The 19,064-nt window shown below is 34.9% G+C and carries 17 protein-coding genes and 1 pseudogene; 1 reads left to right on the forward strand and 17 read right to left on the reverse strand.

From position 1 onward, the window contains the following. Positions 1-426: 426 nt before the first annotated feature. The 9 genes from MKX45_RS10500 to MKX45_RS10540 all read right to left on the reverse strand — a co-directional run bounded on the left by MKX45_RS10500 (position 427) and on the right by MKX45_RS10540 (position 8,971). Entirely contained in the window at positions 427-1,344 is a 918-nt protein-coding gene (locus tag MKX45_RS10500; protein ID WP_015426997.1) for a Gfo/Idh/MocA family protein, read from the reverse strand. Positions 1,345-1,375: 31 nt separating this feature from the next. Continuing rightward, the gene (locus MKX45_RS10505) at positions 1,376-2,011 is read right to left on the reverse strand and encodes a thiamine diphosphokinase (protein ID WP_015426998.1); all 636 of its coding nucleotides are present in this window, start codon (positions 2,009-2,011) and stop codon (positions 1,376-1,378) included. Further along, positions 2,008-2,355, reverse strand: coding sequence for a nucleoside triphosphate pyrophosphohydrolase family protein (locus tag MKX45_RS10510; protein WP_012898400.1), 348 nt, complete (start codon positions 2,353-2,355; stop codon positions 2,008-2,010). Before MKX45_RS10510 ends, MKX45_RS10505 begins: the two co-directional genes overlap by 4 nt. 24 nt (positions 2,356-2,379) lie before the next feature. After that, positions 2,380-2,811 carry a hypothetical protein gene (locus tag MKX45_RS10515; protein ID WP_012898401.1) on the reverse strand — a complete coding sequence of 144 codons (432 nt, stop codon included), beginning with the start codon at positions 2,809-2,811 and terminating at the stop codon, positions 2,380-2,382. Between the two features lie 166 nt (positions 2,812-2,977). Further along, the gene (asnS, locus tag MKX45_RS10520) at positions 2,978-4,321 is read right to left on the reverse strand and encodes an asparagine--tRNA ligase (RefSeq protein ID WP_340817183.1); all 1,344 of its coding nucleotides are present in this window, start codon (positions 4,319-4,321) and stop codon (positions 2,978-2,980) included. Between the two features lie 209 nt (positions 4,322-4,530). Then, entirely contained in the window at positions 4,531-4,842 is a 312-nt protein-coding gene (locus MKX45_RS10525) for a hypothetical protein (RefSeq protein WP_057720491.1), read from the reverse strand. Next, positions 4,839-6,020, reverse strand: a complete 1,182-nt coding sequence (locus MKX45_RS10530; RefSeq protein ID WP_057720492.1) for a pyridoxal phosphate-dependent aminotransferase — start codon at positions 6,018-6,020, stop codon at positions 4,839-4,841. Before MKX45_RS10530 ends, MKX45_RS10525 begins: the two co-directional genes overlap by 4 nt. Beyond that, positions 6,017-6,460, reverse strand: a complete 444-nt coding sequence (locus MKX45_RS10535) for a cell wall elongation regulator TseB-like domain-containing protein (protein WP_003130291.1) — start codon at positions 6,458-6,460, stop codon at positions 6,017-6,019. Before MKX45_RS10535 ends, MKX45_RS10530 begins: the two co-directional genes overlap by 4 nt. A gap of 135 nt (positions 6,461-6,595) precedes the next feature. Next, positions 6,596-8,971, reverse strand: a complete 2,376-nt coding sequence (locus MKX45_RS10540; protein WP_164875362.1) for an ATP-dependent DNA helicase DinG — start codon at positions 8,969-8,971, stop codon at positions 6,596-6,598. A 228-nt stretch (positions 8,972-9,199) separates the two neighbouring features. Here MKX45_RS10540 and MKX45_RS10545 point away from each other — a divergent pair, with 228 nt between their 5' ends. Continuing rightward, the gene (locus MKX45_RS10545; RefSeq protein WP_010906159.1) at positions 9,200-9,637 is read left to right on the forward strand and encodes a universal stress protein; all 438 of its coding nucleotides are present in this window, start codon (positions 9,200-9,202) and stop codon (positions 9,635-9,637) included. A 55-nt stretch (positions 9,638-9,692) separates the two neighbouring features. On the opposite strand, the gene MKX45_RS10550 is transcribed toward MKX45_RS10545, so the two are convergent. The 8 genes and pseudogenes from MKX45_RS10550 to oppD all read right to left on the reverse strand — a co-directional run bounded on the left by MKX45_RS10550 (position 9,693) and on the right by oppD (position 18,856). Further along, complete coding sequence (locus tag MKX45_RS10550) at positions 9,693-10,985, reverse strand: hemolysin family protein (RefSeq protein ID WP_023189079.1); 1,293 nt, start codon at positions 10,983-10,985, stop codon at positions 9,693-9,695. 139 nt (positions 10,986-11,124) lie between these two features. Beyond that, positions 11,125-12,126 (reverse strand): choloylglycine hydrolase family protein, encoded by a 1,002-nt coding sequence (locus MKX45_RS10555; RefSeq protein ID WP_015427006.1) that lies wholly within the window; start codon positions 12,124-12,126, stop codon positions 11,125-11,127. A 71-nt stretch (positions 12,127-12,197) separates the two neighbouring features. Then, a complete protein-coding gene (locus tag MKX45_RS10560; RefSeq protein ID WP_340817184.1) occupies positions 12,198-12,944 on the reverse strand; it encodes a tyrosine-protein phosphatase in 747 nt (248 codons plus the stop codon). Positions 12,945-13,146: 202 nt separating this feature from the next. After that, positions 13,147-14,944: pseudogene (locus MKX45_RS10565) on the reverse strand (oligopeptide ABC transporter substrate-binding protein). A 105-nt stretch (positions 14,945-15,049) separates the two neighbouring features. Beyond that, on the reverse strand, positions 15,050-15,934 hold the full coding sequence (gene oppC / locus MKX45_RS10570) for a murein tripeptide/oligopeptide ABC transporter permease OppC (protein ID WP_340817185.1): 885 nt from the start codon (positions 15,932-15,934) through the stop codon (positions 15,050-15,052). Positions 15,935-15,943: 9 nt separating this feature from the next. Continuing rightward, positions 15,944-16,903, reverse strand: coding sequence for a murein tripeptide/oligopeptide ABC transporter permease OppB (gene oppB, locus MKX45_RS10575; protein ID WP_021722649.1), 960 nt, complete (start codon positions 16,901-16,903; stop codon positions 15,944-15,946). Beyond that, positions 16,884-17,843 carry a murein tripeptide/oligopeptide ABC transporter ATP-binding protein OppF gene (oppF, locus tag MKX45_RS10580; protein ID WP_021468831.1) on the reverse strand — a complete coding sequence of 320 codons (960 nt, stop codon included), beginning with the start codon at positions 17,841-17,843 and terminating at the stop codon, positions 16,884-16,886. The genes oppB and oppF overlap by 20 nt, the downstream gene beginning before the upstream one ends. Next, positions 17,840-18,856, reverse strand: a complete 1,017-nt coding sequence (gene oppD / locus MKX45_RS10585; RefSeq protein WP_340817186.1) for a murein tripeptide/oligopeptide ABC transporter ATP-binding protein OppD — start codon at positions 18,854-18,856, stop codon at positions 17,840-17,842. The genes oppF and oppD overlap by 4 nt, the downstream gene beginning before the upstream one ends. Positions 18,857-19,064 lie beyond the last annotated feature (208 nt).

The following is a 19,064-nucleotide window of genomic DNA, read 5'->3' on the forward strand; positions in this document are numbered from 1 at the left end:
ATTCCTCTTTTCTAATGTGTGAAAGCAAAGCTTTCTTTTATAAGTTCCCTTCCATTCATCTAGCAAAACCCTGCTTGGAGTCGGTCTTTACGATTAATTTTACTTTAGAGTCGAAAGAAAGGGTAAAAAAATTAAAAAAGAAAGACCAGATAGTTTTTACTATCCGGTCTTCTTTGAATCCCGGCGCAGAAACTTGAGTATACTCAAAAGTTGTATCTACGCCAATTGCATAAACACAAACTATCTGCACCAAAAATAAAAGACTGTAGATTGTTGTGTTTTCATGCGGACTCCTTTTCTTAATTTTTTTATAATTATACTTTTTTATTGACAATAATGCAAGGCTCAGCCTAAAAAAATACTGACAGAAATTTTTTAACTCTGTCAGTCATTTTAAGATAGTCTAATATTTCTGTCAGTAACTTTTCATTTTAACATTTGGTCAATGATTTCGTGGGATTTTAGAATATTTTCTTGTCTAAGTTCTGTCAGTAATTCTTGACGATTTTGACCATCAAATTTTTCAACCGCTAGAACCATGGCAGAAATGATTTCATCAAAACCACGATTGTATGTCGCACTTTGCCAACCACTTATTCCAAATTTTTGACGGTCAATTCCTGTAAATTTTTCAAGTTCGCACAGTTCTGACAAGCGAAGGCTTTCTCTAGGACTTTCTACTGTAAATTCTTCAGTAAAGGCGCCAGCTTCTAAGTTCATTGTGGCAATTCCACTCGTTGTCGCTGTTTCTAGCATAACAATTGCTCTTGTTAATTGCCCGTCTTGATTCTTCTTTAATGAATAATTGACTTCTAAAATCTCATCATCTAGCAAATAAATCAAGGTGTCCAGAGGGTGAATAAAAATATCGTACATTGAAAATGTAATTTTTTCACTGGCAGAATTTGCTAAATTTTTACTTACTTTCACCATATTTTTATCTGGGAGAGCTTTTAATTTAGCTGTTTGTGGTGCAAATCTGCGATTAAAAGCGACGACAAATAAGGTATTATTTTGGTCAGCAATTTTTTGCAATTCTTTTACTTCAGATAATTTTTCTGAAACAGGTTTATCCATTAAAACAGGAACTCCCGCTGACAAATATCTTTTAGCTAACTCAAAATGTTGGGAAGTTGCCGCATGAATAATAACCAGATCCACAGTTTCTAGTGCTGACAAGTCCTCTGTCGCATATTCAAATTTATAATGTTTGCGAACTTCTTCAGCTTTTTCCCACTGACGAGAATACAAAATAAAACGATGGTCCGCCTGCATTTTCGCATAAACTGGTAAATAAGCCTTACTTGCAATATTTGATGTTGCCCCAATGACTCCAATAATCATACTTTTTCCGTTCTCCTTAACCTCTTATTATTTATTTTTTATGCGAATCGCCTGAATAAATTACAATGACCATTCCCTGATTGAATGAAACTTTCATTTGGTCACTGATAAATTCATTACTAGCATAGATTTGACTAAAATTATCCTCTGCTTTCAAAGGATATTTTGCTTCTTCAATGGCTAAACTATCCTTTGTTTCTACTTGAACAAATCCAACATATTGGTAAGTTGGCTTTCTCTTTAGTAAATGCTGACCAGGCAACAAGTAGGTCACCAAATTTTGTTGGTCAACTAAAGTCATTTTTGGAGCAAGGGCTTGATATTTTGGTCGTGTTGCTAAATAAGCATTGGTCAGTAAATGGTCCAAACGTCCACCTAAAGCACCAGCAATTACAATTTCCGCATCAGCAAAATGTTCTAAAATAAAATCTAAGGCTGCTTCTAAATCTGTCAGATCTTTTTCAGCAGGCAATTTAATCAATCTGTCAGTACTGACAGAAATTTTATCAAGTTCAGTTTTACTGACAGAATCAAAATCACCAATTGCCAGAGCCAATTGATAACCTTTTTCCACTAAAAATAGTGACCCTCTATCCACACCAATATATTTATCAAAACTTTCATTAGGTATAAAATCTGGCAAACCAGCCACAATCAATATTTTCATCTCTCATCCCCTGAGCCTGAAATCTTGCCACGACTCAATCGACTCTCTAATTTCTCAATATTTTCACTCGCAATTTGTTCAAGAGAAATTCCTAGATAACGTGCACTCGTTGCTACATACCAAAGAATATCACCAAGCTCCTGACCGATGGCCTTTTTATCATTGACTGACAGCTTTCCCTCTTGGTCGCGGATAACTTTTTTTACCTTGTCAGCCACTTCACCTGCTTCACCAGATAATCCCAAAACTTTATCCACAAATGCAAAATCTACTTCATTTTGACTCTCTATTTTTTCATTCAAATCAAATTTGATAATTGCTTTTTGGTAAGCATCTAAATCCATTTTCTCCCCTTTAAGATTACAAAATTACTTTTTAAATTTTTTTCTCATTTTCACTTCCATAAAAATATCAGCTAAAATTGCCAAAACCATTTCCTGATAGTCTGCTTCGTCAATCAGAGCATGACGTAAACAACCTTGTTCATAATAAAGGTCACAAAGTTGTCTAAAAAGTCTGTGGTATTGTGCCACTTCATCTGGCAATCCTCGCATATTTTCATAAGCCATGTTGACAAATAGTAAAAGCATCACCTCTTCATCAAGATTTTCTGGTTTGATTAAATATGAACGATAAGCACTAATGACAAACTCTGCAATAAAATCGGCCACAAACTGCGAATCAAGATAATCATATTTATAAATCTCATAAGTCATCAAAGCTCTTTCAGCCATTCGCTCAGCTAACTGCCTTGTTGCCAAATCTATCATTGCTTCATATTCATCATCCGACCACTTCATCCGAGGTTCCTCTTTATTTTTCATAAGTTAATTATATCACAGTCTTGCAAAGGCTATCATTCTCCAAATTTATTAATCATTTCATACAATATTCTTTTAAAACTAGCATTAAACCTCTTAATAGTAAAAATAAAAAACCTCTTAAAGTAGAGGTTTTTTATTTTTATTAAGGTTGGATACGGTTAATCATACGTGGGAATGGAATTGCTTCACGAATATGTTCTGTCCCAGAGACAAAAGTAACCATACGTTCAAGACCAAGTCCGAAACCAGCATGAGGAACTGAACCAAATTTACGAAGTTCTAAATACCAATCATAATCTTTAGGATCTAAACCGAAATCAGCAATTTTCTTAAGTAACAAATCATAATCAGTTTCACGTTCTGAACCACCAATGATTTCGCCATAGCCTTCTGGAGCCAAAAGGTCAGCACACAAAACGCGTTCTGGGTTACCAGGGACTGGTTTCATGTAGAAAGCTTTAAAACTTGCAGGATAGTTGACGATAAATGTTGGAACACCATAGTAATTTGAAATCCATGTTTCATGAGGCGAACCGAAGTCATCCCCATGTTCTACATGCTCATAATCTGTATCTTCATCATTTTCGTGTGCTTGCAACAAATCAATAGCCTCATCATAAGAAACACGTTTGAAAGGTGTATCAATATACTTTTGCAACATGCTTGTATCACGTTCAAGTGTTTCAAGAGCATAAGCAGCATTATCCAAAACACCTTGAATCAAAGCTTTCACATAAGCTTCTTGAATATCCAATGATTCATCATGAGTAACAAATGGATATTCTGCATCCATCATCCAAAATTCTGTCAAATGACGACGAGTTTTTGATTTTTCAGCACGGAATACTGGTCCAAAGTCGAAAACACGTCCAAGAGCCATTGCTCCAGCTTCAAGATAAAGTTGTCCTGATTGTGACAAGAAAGCAGAATTACCAAAATAATCTGTTTCAAAGAGTTCTGTTGTGTTTTCAGCAGCATTTCCTGAAAGAATTGGGCTATCAAATTTAATGAAGCCATTTTTCGTAAAGAAATCATAACTTGCATAGATGATTGCATTACGCACTTGCATCATTGCCATTTGACGTTTTGAACGCAACCATAAATGACGGTTATCAAGGAGGAATTCAACGCCGTGTTCTTTTGGTGTAATTGGATAATCATGTGATTGACCAATCACTTCCAAATCAGTCACATCAAGTTCATAACCAAATTTTGAACGTGAATCTTCTTTAACGACACCTGTCACATAAACTGAAGTTTCTTGTGAGAGATGTTTAATTTCATCAAATTTAGCTGTTCCTTCTTCTTCACCAAAGTTTTCAATCATATTTGGTTTGAAAACAACAGCTTGGAAAAATGCTGTTCCATCGCGAAGTTGAAGAAATTGAAGTTTCCCTTTACCTGATTTGTCAGCAACCCAAGCGCCGATTTTTACCGTTTCACCAACGTGGTCTTTGACGTCGATGATTGAAATTAAGTCTTTCATAAATAAGTCCTTCTATCTATATTTCTATTTTATAATTTTTTTTAGGAACCTCTAAAAACTGCTTTTTTGATTTGTGAACAGATTTTTTTGTCTGGTAGTAAATCAGACGAAGGCGGTGCGGGCACCGTCTAGGAGGACTGACAACGCAGACAGAAAAAGCTGACACAAAGCGGAGATTTGAGTTTTTAATGGGGTCCTTACTAATACTTTTATAACTTTTCAACCCAGATTTCTTTTAAAGTTTTTAAATCATCTTTGAATTCTTTAGTGGTTTGCAGCTCATCTTTTTCTAATTCTTCAAGAACTTCCAATTCAAAATCAGCTGTTTTCGCTGCTTTTTCAATGGCATAAGGTAAGCCAATTCCCGTTTTTTTGGCAAATTCAAAACGATTTTTTACACCTGCTAAATCTGGTGCTATATCAATATAGCGTTCATTCGTTTCGAGATTCTTATAAGCAACAACTGCTCCAACTTTTTTTGAAAGTTTATAGGCCAATTTTGCTTCTTTCTTATCGATCATTCATTCATCCAATCTTTTAAACGTGCCACTGCAACTTCTAAATTTTCAAGACTTGTTGCATAGCTCAAGCGCACATTTTCTGGCGAACCAAAACCTGCTCCTGTAACCAAGGCTACACCTGCTTCTTCAAGAATAGCAGTTGTAAAATCAGTCACATCGCTATATCCCTTCATCGCCATTGCCTTAGTCACTTTCGGGAATAAATAGAAAGCACCATTTGGTTTTACAAGTTCAAATCCTGGAACCTCAGAAAGTTGACCATAAATGATATTTAAACGTTCTTCAAATGCTGCATGCATTATCTCAAAACTATTATCTCTTTCTTCAAAAGCTTCTATTGCTGCGTATTGAGCAACAGCAGTTGGATTAGAAGTCGTTTGACTCGCAATCTTAGTCATCGCAGAAATAATTTCTGGATCACCTACAGCTAGTCCAATCCGCCAACCAGTCATTGCAAATGTTTTAGAAACACCATTAATCACTGTCGTTCTTTTCCGAATTTCATCAGATAGACTTGAAATTGCTGTAAATTCCGCTCCATTATAAACTAAACGATGATAAATATCATCTGCCAAAATTAATAAATCATGAGCAAGAGCCCACTCTCCAATGGCTGTTAATTCTTCTTTAGAATAAATCATCCCTGTTGGATTAGAAGGTGAATTGAGTAATAAAATTTTACTTTTACTTGTTCTTGCTTCTTCTAATTGCTCAACCGTAACTTTAAAATTATTCTCTTGCTTGGCTTCTACAATTACCGGATTTCCTCCAGCCATTTTCACTTGGTCAACATAAGAAACCCAGTAAGGAGCAGGAATGATTACCTCATCGTTAGGGTCAACAGTTGCCATAAAGTAAGCATAAAGGGCAAACTTTGCTCCAGCTGTAATCAATATTTCATTTGGTTGAATTTCATAATTATAAAAACGCGTCCAATAATGTTGAACTGCATTTTTTAATTCTGGAAGTCCACCAGCTTGTGTATAAAAGCTCGCCTTGCCATTATCGATTGCTTCAATAGCTGCTTGACCAATTATTTTTGGTGTTGAAAAGTCTGGCTGACCAAGTGTCAGGTCAATAATATCTCGCCCTTGTGCTTTTAATGCTTTTGCGCGATTTGCCGCAGCAAGAGTGACGGACTCATCCATTTTTAATACAAAATCAGAATTTTTTTTCATATCAACTCTTTTCCTGACTCAAAGTCATAAACTTTAAAACCATTGCTATTATTTACTTCCCAAGCCGGTTTCCCTTTGTAAAGCGCTAAGACAACTGATTTCGTATCTTTTGTCGTTAAGCTTGCTGGTGAAACCCCTTGCGATAATTTAACTTCTTTAATTTTACCAGATTTTTTTGGAATTAGAATTCCAATTTCTTGATTCGCTTTATTAAGGCCAACAATTGAATAAGTCACGGTGTCAGTTGCAGCAATATCAAATCCTGTCGCTTTAACTAAATCTGTTTTTTCTGTGGCAATGTCAATCGCTTGCGCTCGAACGGAATGATAGGGATTTAGACTCTTCCAAAAGAAAAGACTGATAGACAAATAAATGGCTAAAATTATCACTAAAATTCCAATTATAATTTGCGAATGTCGAGTCATTTTTCGCTTTTTCATATTTTTCTTCTTTCAAAATTTGAGAAAATCTTTTTTTCAAAGATTATTTGAAGGCTTATTAGTAAAATTTCTCATGATTAGGAAAAAATAATTTGTCCAATTTCCCATTTTAAGTTTTTGCTTAAACATGTTTTATTATATCAAAAAATTCTTGATTTCGCTGATTGTGTCTAGTAAATTCAGCATTTTTACAGGTAAAGTTTCTGAAAGATTTTTTCGCATTCTTTTGGCGTAAGATTTCCCTGCAAGTCTTTTATCTAATACGACGATACTTGAGTACTGATTTTTACGACGATTTACCCGACCAATGGCCTGCCGTAATTTTAAAGTTGCCATTGGAACATTAAAATCATAGAAAGGATTTTCAAACTTTTGCGCATATTTTTTAGTTAAAATATCATCAGGCGTTGCAAAAGGAAGTCTTGGAATAACAAGAATCACTTGATTTTGCTTATCAAAATCGACTCCCTCCCAAAAAGAACCCAAACCTAATAAAATTTTTCCTTCACCTTTATCAAACTTTTTCTTGATTTGGGCTGGACTCCCATTAATATCTTGTGCTAAAATCTCAAACCCTTCAGCAGATAATTTCTCAGCAACAAAAGTCAAAGCCATTTTTGAAGTAAATAAGACCACCATTGGCAAATTCAATTTTGAAAGTTCTCCAATTGAATTTGCTGTGTAATCTGCATAATCAATTAAACTTAGATTTTTGATATTAGGCGCATCTATCACCGTCAGCAATTGCTGATTAGTGGCTTGATTTCCTTCAATTTTGAAAAAGCGATAGTCTGTAAAACCAAGCAAGTCAGGAAATGACGGTTTGTCTTTAGATAATGACAATGTCGCTCCCAACATAAAAAGTTTGGTATTTTTAGGAATCAATCGTTCAAAATTATAGAAATCTTGGTCACTCGCATAAAGCATCCCATTTTCACGCCAGACAATTTGATTATCAGCTTCTAAAAGTGCTGACAGATTTCTCAAGCCAAGTTCATCAGCATCTATCTTTATTTTATTTAAATCAAGCTCTTTTTTATTAAGCTGAAAAACAAGACTTTCTTGAAGCCTTTTGGTCAGCTGGGGATTTTCACTTGTTTCAGCATCAATTTTTATCAGTTCGTCAGTAATTTTTAAAGATTTTTGACCCGCATTTTCCATGATAGGAAATAATTGTTGAGCCTCATCAACAACAAGAACACGATTTTCCAAAAAAGTTTCAGGATAGTCAGCTAAACGTTCAATCAAATAGGCATGATTCACCACTTTAATTTCAGCCTGTTCAGCTTCTTTTTGGGCTTTCAACCAAAAATCTTGTTCATAATGAAGCTGTTTTGTATTGACATAGCCATCATGGCGAATGCCTTCAAAATAGTCATCATTAGTCATGACTTTTGAAACTTCATCCAATTCGCCTGTCCTTGTTTCTGTCAGCCAAATTAAAATTTTCATTTTAAAAATTTCAAAATTTTTGCCGTCAGTATTATTTAATAAAAGCTCAGAAAATTTTCTCAGAGAAATGTAATTTTTAGTCCCAACAATCTTGGCCATTTTTAAACCAAATGTTTTCCCAAGTTTTGGTGCCACATCATTTACTAATTGCTTCTGGAGAACTTTGGTTGCTGTTGAAACGACCAAACCTTTTCCTGAGGCCAAAATTGGCAGTAAATAACCATAAGTTTTTCCAAGTCCTGTCGGTGCCTCAATAAAACTTGCTTGTAAATGTGTAAGCTCTGTTTCCATTAAATGAGCTAATTTTTCTTGTTTTGAGCGAGAAGACAAGCCCAATCTACTGATATTTTCTGAAAAATTTGCTGACAAGGCTGTCAGGGGATTTTTTTTACTGACAGAAGCCCTAAACTTACGTGTCGCAATATTATGAACCACTTTAAAGCCAGCTGGTCGAATTTTTGTTTTATCCAACTGCTCTTGTAAAAAAGTTTTACTTTCAAAAAGTAAATTGTCCGAATGTCTAAGCAACTCTTCCAAAACGCTTCTTGGTAACTTTTGGATTTTCGCTTCTATTTTCAGCAATAATTCAGCTGTAGCATACGCATCCGAAACTGCGGCATGCGGATGGTCATGTGCCAAATCTAACTTTTCGCTCAATGATTCTAAACCATATTTTTCAAAAGTTGGATAAAAAACACGCGCCAAATCGACTGTATCGACACGCAACATTTCATTAAATTCCAAGCCAGCATTAAGAAAACTTTTTTCTAAAAGTCCATAATCAAACCTAGCATTATGAGCAACAAAAACACTGTCTGTCAGTAATTCTCGTACTTTTGCAGCAACTTCTGAAAACTCAGGAGCCGTCTTTAACTGTTTATCTGACAAACCTGTCAGTTCACTAATCCTTGGAAGCAAAGGTTCATGTGGATTGACTTCAGTGGAAAAAGTTTCAACAATTTCTCCATCTTCAACAAGAACAATCCCAATCTGTATAATTTTATTTTCACTACTATGAGCATCGGTCGCTTCCAGATCCACCACAGCATATCGAGTCATATTTTTCACCTATTTCTTACAGTTTTCTTTAAGTTCATAAGTCATCAAAATTTGCTGACAGACTTTCAATAGAGAACTTCTATTTCTGTCAGTAATTTTTTCCACTATTTTAAAGAAATTCACTTCATCAATTATACCATAAACTATTTTTTAACAGTTTTCTTTTTACAAATTGACAAAATAAGAGTAAAATTAAAATATAGATAAAAACTTATGAAGGAGTCGCCTATGTTAGATAACTATAAGAAAATCCTTGTTGGTATTGATGGTTCGGTAGAAGCTACTAAAGCTTTTGACAAAGCAGTTGCAACAGCACTTCGTAACGATGCTGAACTCGTTATCGCTAACGTCATTGACCTTCGTGCCTTCCAATCTATCTCAGCCTATGATTCAGTTGTTGCTGATGATACACACAAAGGTGCTGAAAACCTCATTAATGACTTTGCTGACGAAGCAAAAAAAGCTGGCGTTAAAAAAGTCAAAACTCGTGTTGAATTTGGTTCTCCAAAAGTCATGCTTGGCCAAACTCTTCCAAAAGAAGAAGAAATTAGCCTCATTGTTCTTGGAGCTACTGGTCTTTCTTACATTGAACGTATCTTTATCGGTTCAGTGGCGGATTACATTATCAAAAATGCACCATGCGATGTCCTCGTCGTTCGTCAATAAAATAAAAAAAAGCGGAGCCTCTTAAAGCTCCGTTTTTTTATACCTCAAATACAATCTACACTCGTTTAACTTCTAAAATATGAGGAGTAATTTTATCCATTTCAATAATAGTAATTTTTAAATTATCAAATTCGAAAGTCTGTCCTACCTCAAGTGGCTCATTTTGCTCTAGTGAATAATTTGTAATAAACCCACTAATCGTTTTACTTAAATTATTTTGAGCCAAATCAATATTAAACAGTTCTTCAAATTCAGATAAAAGCAATTTACCATCTACCTGATAAGTAGTCGGAGAAAGCTTTATTACCAATTCTTTCTCATGATCTTCTTCATCCTGAATATCACCAACTAACTCTTCAAGAATATCCTCAATTGTCACAAGTCCACTTGTCCCACCATACTCGTCCAATAAAATAGCAAAATGTTTATGCTCTTTTTGCATCTCTGAGAGTAATAACTTTACAGGAATAGTATCAATAAATATAATAGGTTCTTGCATGATTTTCTTTATTTCTTGACCAGGAGCAGTTAAATACTCTTTAATCAAATTTTGGAGCGTAACATAGCCTAGAATATCATCTTTAGTTTTAGCAATAATAGGGAAACGAGTGTGCCCTTTTTTAATCGCAAATTTTAAAGCTTCTTCAATCGAAACATCAACGGGAATCGTCTCCATATCTAATCTCGACACCATGATATCCTTAGCTATCAAATCATCAAATTCAAAGACATTGTTGAGATATTCGTACTCTTTTTCGTTGATTTCCCCTTTAATAAAACTTTGATTAGCAATTAAAATTAACTCTTCTTCTGAATGGATTTCATCACCTTCAGTAGCCAAACTTAAATTAAACAATCTACCAATTGAACTTGCTGAAGCATTTAATAACCACACAAAAGGATAGGTAAGTTTATAAAAATAATGGAGCGGAGCAGCAACCGTTAAGACAACTCCTTCAGTTTTTGTAATACTTAAAGATTTTGGAATAAGTTCTCCGATTACCACATGAACAAAAGTAATTAATAAAAAGGCTAAGATAATAGACAAGCTGTCTAATAACGCAGAAGGTAGAGGAACATAAGACAAGAGGGGAGCTAAAATACTATGCATTGTACTTTCACCTACCCACCCAATTGCTAACGAAGTCAAAGTGATTCCAAGTTGACAGGCACTTAAATAAGAATCAAGGTGATTGACGATATTAAGTGCTAATTTTGCCCTTTTATTATTTTCTTTTTCTAATGTTTCTAAACGACTTTTACGTATTTTTACCAGCGAAAATTCAGCCGCAACAAAAAATGCCGTAAGAAAAATCATTAAAACTATTATAAATAAATTTAAAATCACTATTTTTTCCTTAATTTCTCTCTATTATTTCTCGAATTTCTTTTTAGGTTTGCTATACTTAAAACTAATATTTAAAAAATACTTCTTGAATTCAAAGAACTTAATGAATATCCCTCCTATTTACTCGATTAAATATTTATCAATTTAACTCTAAAATATCTTCCTCATTGACAATAGGAAAGTTTTTAAATTCCTTCTCATTTTTCAAGGATTCTGACAAACTTATTTTCCTGATTCTTTGATTACCATAAGTTGAAAAATAATAACTTAGAGTTTCTGAGCACATATATGCCGAATAACAAGTGAAATCATTTGCTCCATGCTCAGTTATAACAATTCCTTTTGGAATACTTACAGATTCTAATATATGATGACAAAGCGTAATAGCGGCTAATTCATTACTTGGTTTCTCAGCGTAGTTTTTTAAATAAGCTGTTCTAACAAATCTTGAAGGAGGCGTAAAATCTCCTGGAAAGCCAAAAGTACCTGAACCTTGACTAAATGGTTTTAATGTCTTTCCTAATAGTTCGATACTTTCTTTTTGATTAGGTGTAAAAGAAAGATAATTTCTTAAATTAGTTTCGTGCCATTGGTAATCTGGACTATTTGTCATCACTCCAATTGAATCTTTTATAATTGAAAGTCCACCTTGCCTTGGTTCAATAATCAAACTTTGACCACTAGAATCAGAAAAAATAAAATGTAAAGGAGGCGTAAGACCTAAGGTTGGATTAGTATCATTAATAATAACAAATTTCTTATCAAATAAATCAATGATTTCTTCTAAATTACTAGCTTGAGTGAGGACCGTTGGAATAACCATATCAGGTGAAATTCCCTTTTGATTTTTTTGGATATTCTCACTATAGTCAGCATAGCCTGGGAAATACAAAGTCGCACCCATTAACCCTTTTTCGTTGATTCCATCAAAGAGTACTGGATGCCCCTCTTCCATCGCACCCATCCCTAAACAAGCATAGGATGTTTCAATTGTCTCTTCATTAGAGTGGGCAATTCCTATCTCCTTGTTTCTTGGAATAAAAAGAATTTGTTCCGCCATTTCTATTTGAAAATCCATTGTACGAGAAAGAAAATGTTTATTATCTTGACTCTCTAGTGTAAAACTACTACATCCAATCATCTTTTGTACCTCCAATGTATTCTATTAACTTAATTATACATCAATTAGCAAAAGAGTTCAAAATCACTTTTTTATAATTTATAATTTAAATAGAGGCTTTGAAAATGCTCGATATAATCCTTCTCAAGTGAGAGTCCTTCACTTAAGTAGCCCTCAAAAGAACCAAAATTTTCATTCATTATTTCTCTGGCATGAAATAAATAGTTCTTATCCACAGTAAGAGCAATCTGTAATCCCTCGATTTGGTCTTCAGTGAGTTTTTCTTTCAATGAATTGATAATTTCTTGATTCACCTCTTTGCGAGCAATATTCGTTTTGAGATAATCCTTCAGAATCTCCTCATCAGAAGCTCCTGCCAGTCTTAAAAGCAAGGCAGCAGCAAATCCAGTTCTATCTTTTCCAGCTAAACAATGAAAATAAACAGCTTGTTTTTGCTCTAAAAGATCCAGTAAAAAAGCTCGATATCCTTCTAAAGCAGACTTACTGATGACGATACTTTCATAAGTTTTCATCATCGCTTCACTAATATCTGTGGCATTAATAATCATATCCTGTAAAGAGCCATTATTTCCTGAAGTTTCAGAAGCTAAAATATCTATATTTTCATATTTAATTCCTTTGAGTTCAACATCTGGTTGAGTAGTGACCTCTTCTTGCCCCCTAAAATCATAAATTTTCCCAATTTGGAATTTATTCGTAAGAATTTTTTTATCCTCAGCTGTTAAATCGGTCAACTGACCTCCTCTAAAAAATATATTCTTTTTTAGTCCGGATTCTTTTGAGTTTTGTGCCTGAATATCTCTAAAATTTACTAGCATATTGCCCCCTCGATTAATTATTAGTTAGGCTTATTATAGCATTTTTAAATTAATTAATTTTTAAATTCGTAAGTTCAAATCTTAAAAATCATCAAAAAAAAGAAGCTCAAATCATAAATTTGAGCTTCTTTGACTTTAGAATTGCGAAAACTAAAGTGAGGGTATTTTTACAAAAAAACTTGTAAACAAAAGTTAAACAAAACTATTTGGTTGCCATCTTATCAGATGAAACACCAATTTCTGACCAAGTATTCATTGCACCATAGTCAAGCGTCATCCCAACTACCCGTTTGTTAACTGGGGTATAGTTGATAGCATAAGCCGTTGGAATAACATAGGCCTTTTTATTCATATCTTCTTGATATTTAATAAAAGCAGCTTTACGATAAGTTGAATCCTCAGCTTTGGTCGAGTCAATATCATTCAAATCTTTTGTAATTTCAGGGTCATTAAAGTGACCAAAGTTATAAGGTGCTGCTGCTGAGAACAAATCTTGTTGAGAAGGCTCTCCTGAGAGTGACCATGCACCGTCAGTGATATCCCAGTCATCTGAACCTGGCGGAGTCATCATATGGTCAGCCCAAGAATTAAATTCCATCAGTTTTCCATGATAAAGACTAACTTTCACACCAATTTTCTTCCATTGTTGGATGTAGTTTTGGGCAATGGTTTCGGAGTTTGCATCACCTACACGAGCTGCATAAACAAGCGATAATTCTTTTCCATCTTTTTCACGGTAGCCTGTAGATTTATTCAATTTCCAACCGTCTTCATCTAAAAGTTTATTCGCTTTAGCAAGATCTTGTTTTTCATAACCTTTAACTGATGGGCTAGTAAATTCTTTGAAGATTGGTGGAATCAATCCATTAGCAGGTGTGGCAAGTCCATTAGAGAATTTTGCTTGAACTGCTGCGACATTTCGAGCATAACCAAGGGCTTCACGAACATTTTGATCTTGCAAAGGTGTTTTGCGGTCTTGAACACTAATTGACTTTTTCACATCATAGTGACCAAGATTATAATACATCAAACTAATATATAATTCTTGTTGACCCAAAACTTTATAGCCTTTGACATCTTTCACCTGTTTATACTGGCTTGCGCGCATATCATTGATATAATCATATTTGTGAGCAGAAAGGGCCGCGACTGATTTAGCGGTTGATACAATTTCATAAGTAATTTAATTTTGGTTTTTCACCCCAATAGTAAGGATTTGGGACATATTTAATAGATTCACCCGAAACAACATTTTCCGGTTTAAAAGGGCCTGTAACCAAAGGTTTTGTTGTCGATTTTGGACTAGAAGCCAAATCTTTAGGGGCGACATCTTTCAAATATTGATAAGGAGCTACAGTCTCAAGAAAATAACCATTTCCTGTTTGATTCATTCCAGGCGTCATTTCTTTAAATTGAACCTTGATGACTTTTCCGTTTTCACCGTCTGGGAAAGTAATCCCTGAGATTGTTTTAGCTTTACCCGCATGATAATCACTCAAGCCAACAATATTTGCCAGAGAATCAGTCCAACGGTCGGAACCATAAGCAGGATTAGCGGTAAGCTCATAACTGAACTCATAGTCTTTAGCTGTCACTTCTGAGCCATCAGACCATTTCAAATCTTTACGCAAGGTAATCGTTGCTGTTTTTGCATTTTTGTCAAGACTTACATTAGCAGGCCCACCATTGATATATTTAAATGAACTGTTGGTAAAGAAGAGACCATCTTGCCCACCACCAGGACCAGACATAGAACCAAAGGTAGCGTCATCTGAAAGTGGAGCCAACCATTCAGCTTTCATTGGTGAGTCACTTTGATAAGCGATTTTTAAATCTCCACCTTTGATTGCCTTGTCCGGGTTTTGATAAGCAACATCAAAATTCCCCGCTTTTAATTTTTTCGTACTTGTACTTGAGCTTTGGTTAGAGCCACAAGCACTTAAGAGGGCAGCTGCTAAAACTACACCACTTGCCAATAAAGTTACTTTTAATTTTTTCATCTTAGTTTCTCCAATAATTTCTTTTTATTTCTTACTTCAATATAATATTTAATTTATCATATCCATTTTTAATAGATAAACATTTTTATCACTCTTGAATGTTGTTTATCTTGTAGCTTGTCTTTGATCAGCCACTCGTCTTAGCGCATTTCCAATAAAGATAATGGCAAGCACCACAATTAGGATGACCACTGTTGCTGGAACCCAAGTCCAAGGCTTATCAGTCATTGTTTCTGGATTAGTCGCTTCATTTATCATTGTCCCCAAAGATGGTGTCCCTGCTGGAAGTCCAAAACCTAAGAAAGAAAGCCCTGTTTCTAAACCAATATTTCCAGCAAAAACAAGCGTTGCTTCAGCAATGACTAAGGTGGACAAGTTGGGCCATATTTCCCGAAACATAATTTTAAAATCAGAGGTTCCCGAAGTTTTTGATGCTCGAACATAATCTCGATTGACTTCCGTCATTGTTCTTGCCCGAATCAGACGCGTTGTCCCTATCCAACTAAAGATACTGATAATCCCAATCAAAGACCAAGAATTAAACCGTGGGATGATAGTTACAAAAACAATAATAATCATCAATGATGGTAAAATCATGACAAAATCAGTGAAACGCATGAAGATTAGATCAAACCTCCCGCCAAAGTAGCCCGTTATTACCCCTAAGATATTTCCTACAAATAAAGTAATAAGTGTAACTGCAAAAGCGATATTGAAAGAGTTTCGTGCAGAAATCATTAACATCATGATGATATCTCGACCACCATTATCAGTTCCCAGTAAATGTCCATTTGTCAGTGGTGCAAGATACTGGTCCATAATATTAACATCAACATAATTTGATTGTTTTAAAAACATCGAGTAAATATAAACGATTAGAAAGACAGCAACTAGGAAAAGTGCTGAAATCAGTGCTAATTTGTCATTCTTTAGTTCTTCTTTGATTGAGTGAACTAATGATAAAGAATTTTTGTGTTTTTTTTCTGTCATTTTCACTCCTTATTGAATCCGAATTCGTGGGTCAACCATTGCCATGATAATATCCGACAGGAGGGCTCCAAGAAGTCCCAAAAAACCATTTAATAAAATCAAAGCCGTAATCATTGAATAATCTCGCCCAGTGATTGAAGTAATAAAAAGTTGTCCTAAGCCAGGATAGCCAAAAATTGTTTCAGCAAAGATTGCTCCTCCCAAGAGTCCAGTAATCACAAATCCAAAATTAGAAGCAATTGGTAATGAGGCATTTCTCAAAATATGACGTCTAAAAATCACTTTTTCCTTAACCCCTTTGGCTCGAGCCGTTCGTACATAATCTTGTGTTTGTTCATCTAAAATTCCTGACCGGAAGTAAGTAAAGATTCCAACTGTTCCAAAGACCGCCAAACTAAAAGCCGGAAGAATCATGTGATAAATCTTACTAAAGAAAACAGGAATGGTTCCCATCGCATTTGGACTTACCGTCCCACCTGTCGGAAACCAATTAAGACTATAACCAAAGATAAAGATAATCAAGAGATAGAATACGTAAGGTGGAATACCAAAAGTAATTGAATTATAGGTCAACCACAATTGGTCTTGCCATTTTCCTTCATTTCGAGCTGCAACTATCGACATTGGAATAGCAAATAAGTAAGTTAAAATAACTGACAAAAGTGACATCCAAAAAGTATTAACCGCTCTATGTCCAATGACAGTCATCACGGGCTCTTTGAGATTATAGGACATTCCTAAATTCCCATGTATGGCATTCCCTAGCCACCTGAGATACTGCTCCCACCAAGGGTCATATAAACCTGCTGCCCGTCTTAATGCTTCAACTTCATGTGGGTCGGTATGAGGACCAATCAACCCTGAAAAAGGATCACCAGGCATCAATTTAGCAAAGAAGAAAATAAGAATACTCAAGATAAATAATTGAGGAATCATCAATAAAATACGTCTAATAATTACTTTCCACATTTTCCCCTCCTTTTGGCAAAGCAGCCCAATGACTTTCACTTAATTTTTGTAAGGGCAAAGCGTGTCCGTCTTTATCATAAAAGTTTGCTTTTTTATCCTCAAAGTCTTGTTCAACTTTTAGACGGTTTTTCCGATTTTCCGCTCTTCTTGTAACATCAATCGAAGGGATAGCAGATAAGAGTCGTTTAGTATAAATGTGCTGTGGCTCATCAAAAATATCTCTTCGTGTTCCTTTTTCGACAATTCGACCGTTGTGCATGACTGCAATATTATCGGTCATATGGCGGACAACCCCTAAATCATGAGAAATAAAAAGAAACGCAATTCCCAAGTCTTTTTGAATGAGCTTCATGAAATTCAAAACCTGAGCTTGAACAGATAAGTCTAATGCCGAAACTGGTTCATCTGCCACAATTAACTTAGGATTAGTAGCAACTGCCCGTGCGATTCCAATTCTTTGTTGTTGACCTCCAGAAAATTGGAAAGGATACTGTTCTAAAGCTTGTTTAGGTAGTCCAACAATATCCAATAATTCATGAATCCGTTTATTTTCTGTCTTAGCATCTAATTTTTCAAAATTTCGAATAGGCTCCGCAATGATATCGTAAATTGTTTTCCGTGGATTCAAACTCGAAAATGCATCTTGAAAAATCATTTGAACATCTTTATTGTATTTGAGGTGGTTTCTTATCTTTTTTTTGCTGACATCTTGTCCTTTGTAAATCAATTGTCCTGATGTCATTTGTTCTAAACCAACAATTGTTTTGCCAATCGTTGATTTTCCAGAGCCAGATTCACCAACTAAACCGACAGTTTCTCCTTCATGAATCGTTAAATCTACTCCATCAACGGCTAAAACATTATCTGTCACTCGATTAAAGAAACCAGATCGAATAGGATAATAAACTTTTAAGTCCTTTAAATTAAGAATTTCGCTCACTTTTCACCCCCTTTCAATTTTTGATCTGGAAATTCAAATTTTTTCCAAGCCTGACCTCGAACAAAATGATTTAGAGAAATTTCAGTCATTTTTTCCGAAATTACTTTTTGAGCTTCTTCTTTCATCCAAGGCACTCGAGCGAGAAATAAATCTTTGTCATATTCAATTTCTGACAGAGAAGGCACAGACCCTGGAATCACATATAAATCATCCGAAACTGTTTCGGCAGATGGATTTGAACGCAAAAGTGACCGGGTGTATGGATGTTTGGGATTTTGAAAAATCTCTTCAACAGAAGCTTTTTCGACGAGTTGTCCAGCATACATCACCGCCACTGTATCGGCAACTTCAGCAACAACCCCTAAATCATGAGTAATTAGAATAACCCCAGCATTCTTCTTCTTTTGTACTTCTAAAATCAAGTCTAAAATCTGAGCTTGAATGGTAACGTCTAAAGCAGTCGTTGGCTCATCAGCAATAATCAAATCTGGGTCATTGGCAATGGCTATTGCAATCATTACTCTTTGTCTCATCCCGCCTGAAAGTTGGTGGGGAAATTGATTAACGACTCTTTTAGGATTTGGAATTCCTACTTGTTCTAAAAGTTGAAAGATTCTACTTTCATACTGATTTTCTGGATAAACATCATGCACGGCCAACATTTCCTTGATTTGCTGCCCAATTTTCATCAATGGATTAAGCGCAGTGAGTGGATTTTGAAAAATCATTCCAACTTTACTTCCTCGAATATTTGCCATGGAATCACCCGTTTTACCAATCACTTCTTCATCATCCAATAAAATGGAGCCTGTAATTTGAGTTTGATTTGGGTTATGTAATCCCATAACAGCAGTTGCAAAAGTTGACTTCCCAGAACCTGATTCCCCAACAATGGCTAAAACTTCTCCACGTCTAAGACTTAAATCAATATCATAAATTGCTTTTTGAAATTTACCAGCAATCCGAAAAGCAACATTCACTTGTTTTGCTTCCAAAATATTTTCACTTTCCACATTTACCTCCATCCTGTATTCTTATTTATACTAAATGTCTTTTATTGAAAACAAATTACTTTTATTTCAAAACAAGGACTTATGGTATTATATTCTTTTTTATTAATTTTTGCAACAATTTAGTATATTCGGAATAAAAAAACACTTTCCTAATGTCATAATTAAGAGAGCGTCTGCTTAAAATATAAAAAATCTGCTAGAAAACCAG

This window comes from Lactococcus sp. FSL W8-0209 (assembly GCF_038006585.1).
Classification (GTDB): domain Bacteria; phylum Bacillota; class Bacilli; order Lactobacillales; family Streptococcaceae; genus Lactococcus; species Lactococcus lactis.

Coding starts and splice junctions, on each gene's coding strand:
- oppC (WP_340817185.1), bottom strand. CDS start 15,934: ATGACAGAAAAAAAACACAAAAATTCTTTATCATTAGTTCACTCAATC.
- asnS (WP_340817183.1), bottom strand. CDS start 4,321: ATGAAAGACTTAATTTCAATCATCGACGTCAAAGACCACGTTGGTGAA.
- oppB (WP_021722649.1), bottom strand. CDS start 16,903: ATGTGGAAAGTAATTATTAGACGTATTTTATTGATGATTCCTCAATTA.
- MKX45_RS10560 (WP_340817184.1), bottom strand. CDS start 12,944: ATGCTAGTAAATTTTAGAGATATTCAGGCACAAAACTCAAAAGAATCC.
- MKX45_RS10510 (WP_012898400.1), bottom strand. CDS start 2,355: ATGGATTTAGATGCTTACCAAAAAGCAATTATCAAATTTGATTTGAAT.
- MKX45_RS10540 (WP_164875362.1), bottom strand. CDS start 8,971: ATGACTCGATATGCTGTGGTGGATCTGGAAGCGACCGATGCTCATAGT.
- MKX45_RS10535 (WP_003130291.1), bottom strand. CDS start 6,460: ATGAAAAAGCGAAAAATGACTCGACATTCGCAAATTATAATTGGAATT.
- MKX45_RS10500 (WP_015426997.1), bottom strand. CDS start 1,344: ATGATTATTGGAGTCATTGGGGCAACATCAAATATTGCAAGTAAGGCT.
- MKX45_RS10545 (WP_010906159.1), top strand. CDS start 9,200: ATGTTAGATAACTATAAGAAAATCCTTGTTGGTATTGATGGTTCGGTA.
- MKX45_RS10525 (WP_057720491.1), bottom strand. CDS start 4,842: ATGATCGATAAGAAAGAAGCAAAATTGGCCTATAAACTTTCAAAAAAA.
- MKX45_RS10505 (WP_015426998.1), bottom strand. CDS start 2,011: ATGAAAATATTGATTGTGGCTGGTTTGCCAGATTTTATACCTAATGAA.
- MKX45_RS10555 (WP_015427006.1), bottom strand. CDS start 12,126: ATGATTGGATGTAGTAGTTTTACACTAGAGAGTCAAGATAATAAACAT.
- MKX45_RS10515 (WP_012898401.1), bottom strand. CDS start 2,811: ATGAAGTGGTCGGATGATGAATATGAAGCAATGATAGATTTGGCAACA.
- MKX45_RS10530 (WP_057720492.1), bottom strand. CDS start 6,020: ATGAAAAAAAATTCTGATTTTGTATTAAAAATGGATGAGTCCGTCACT.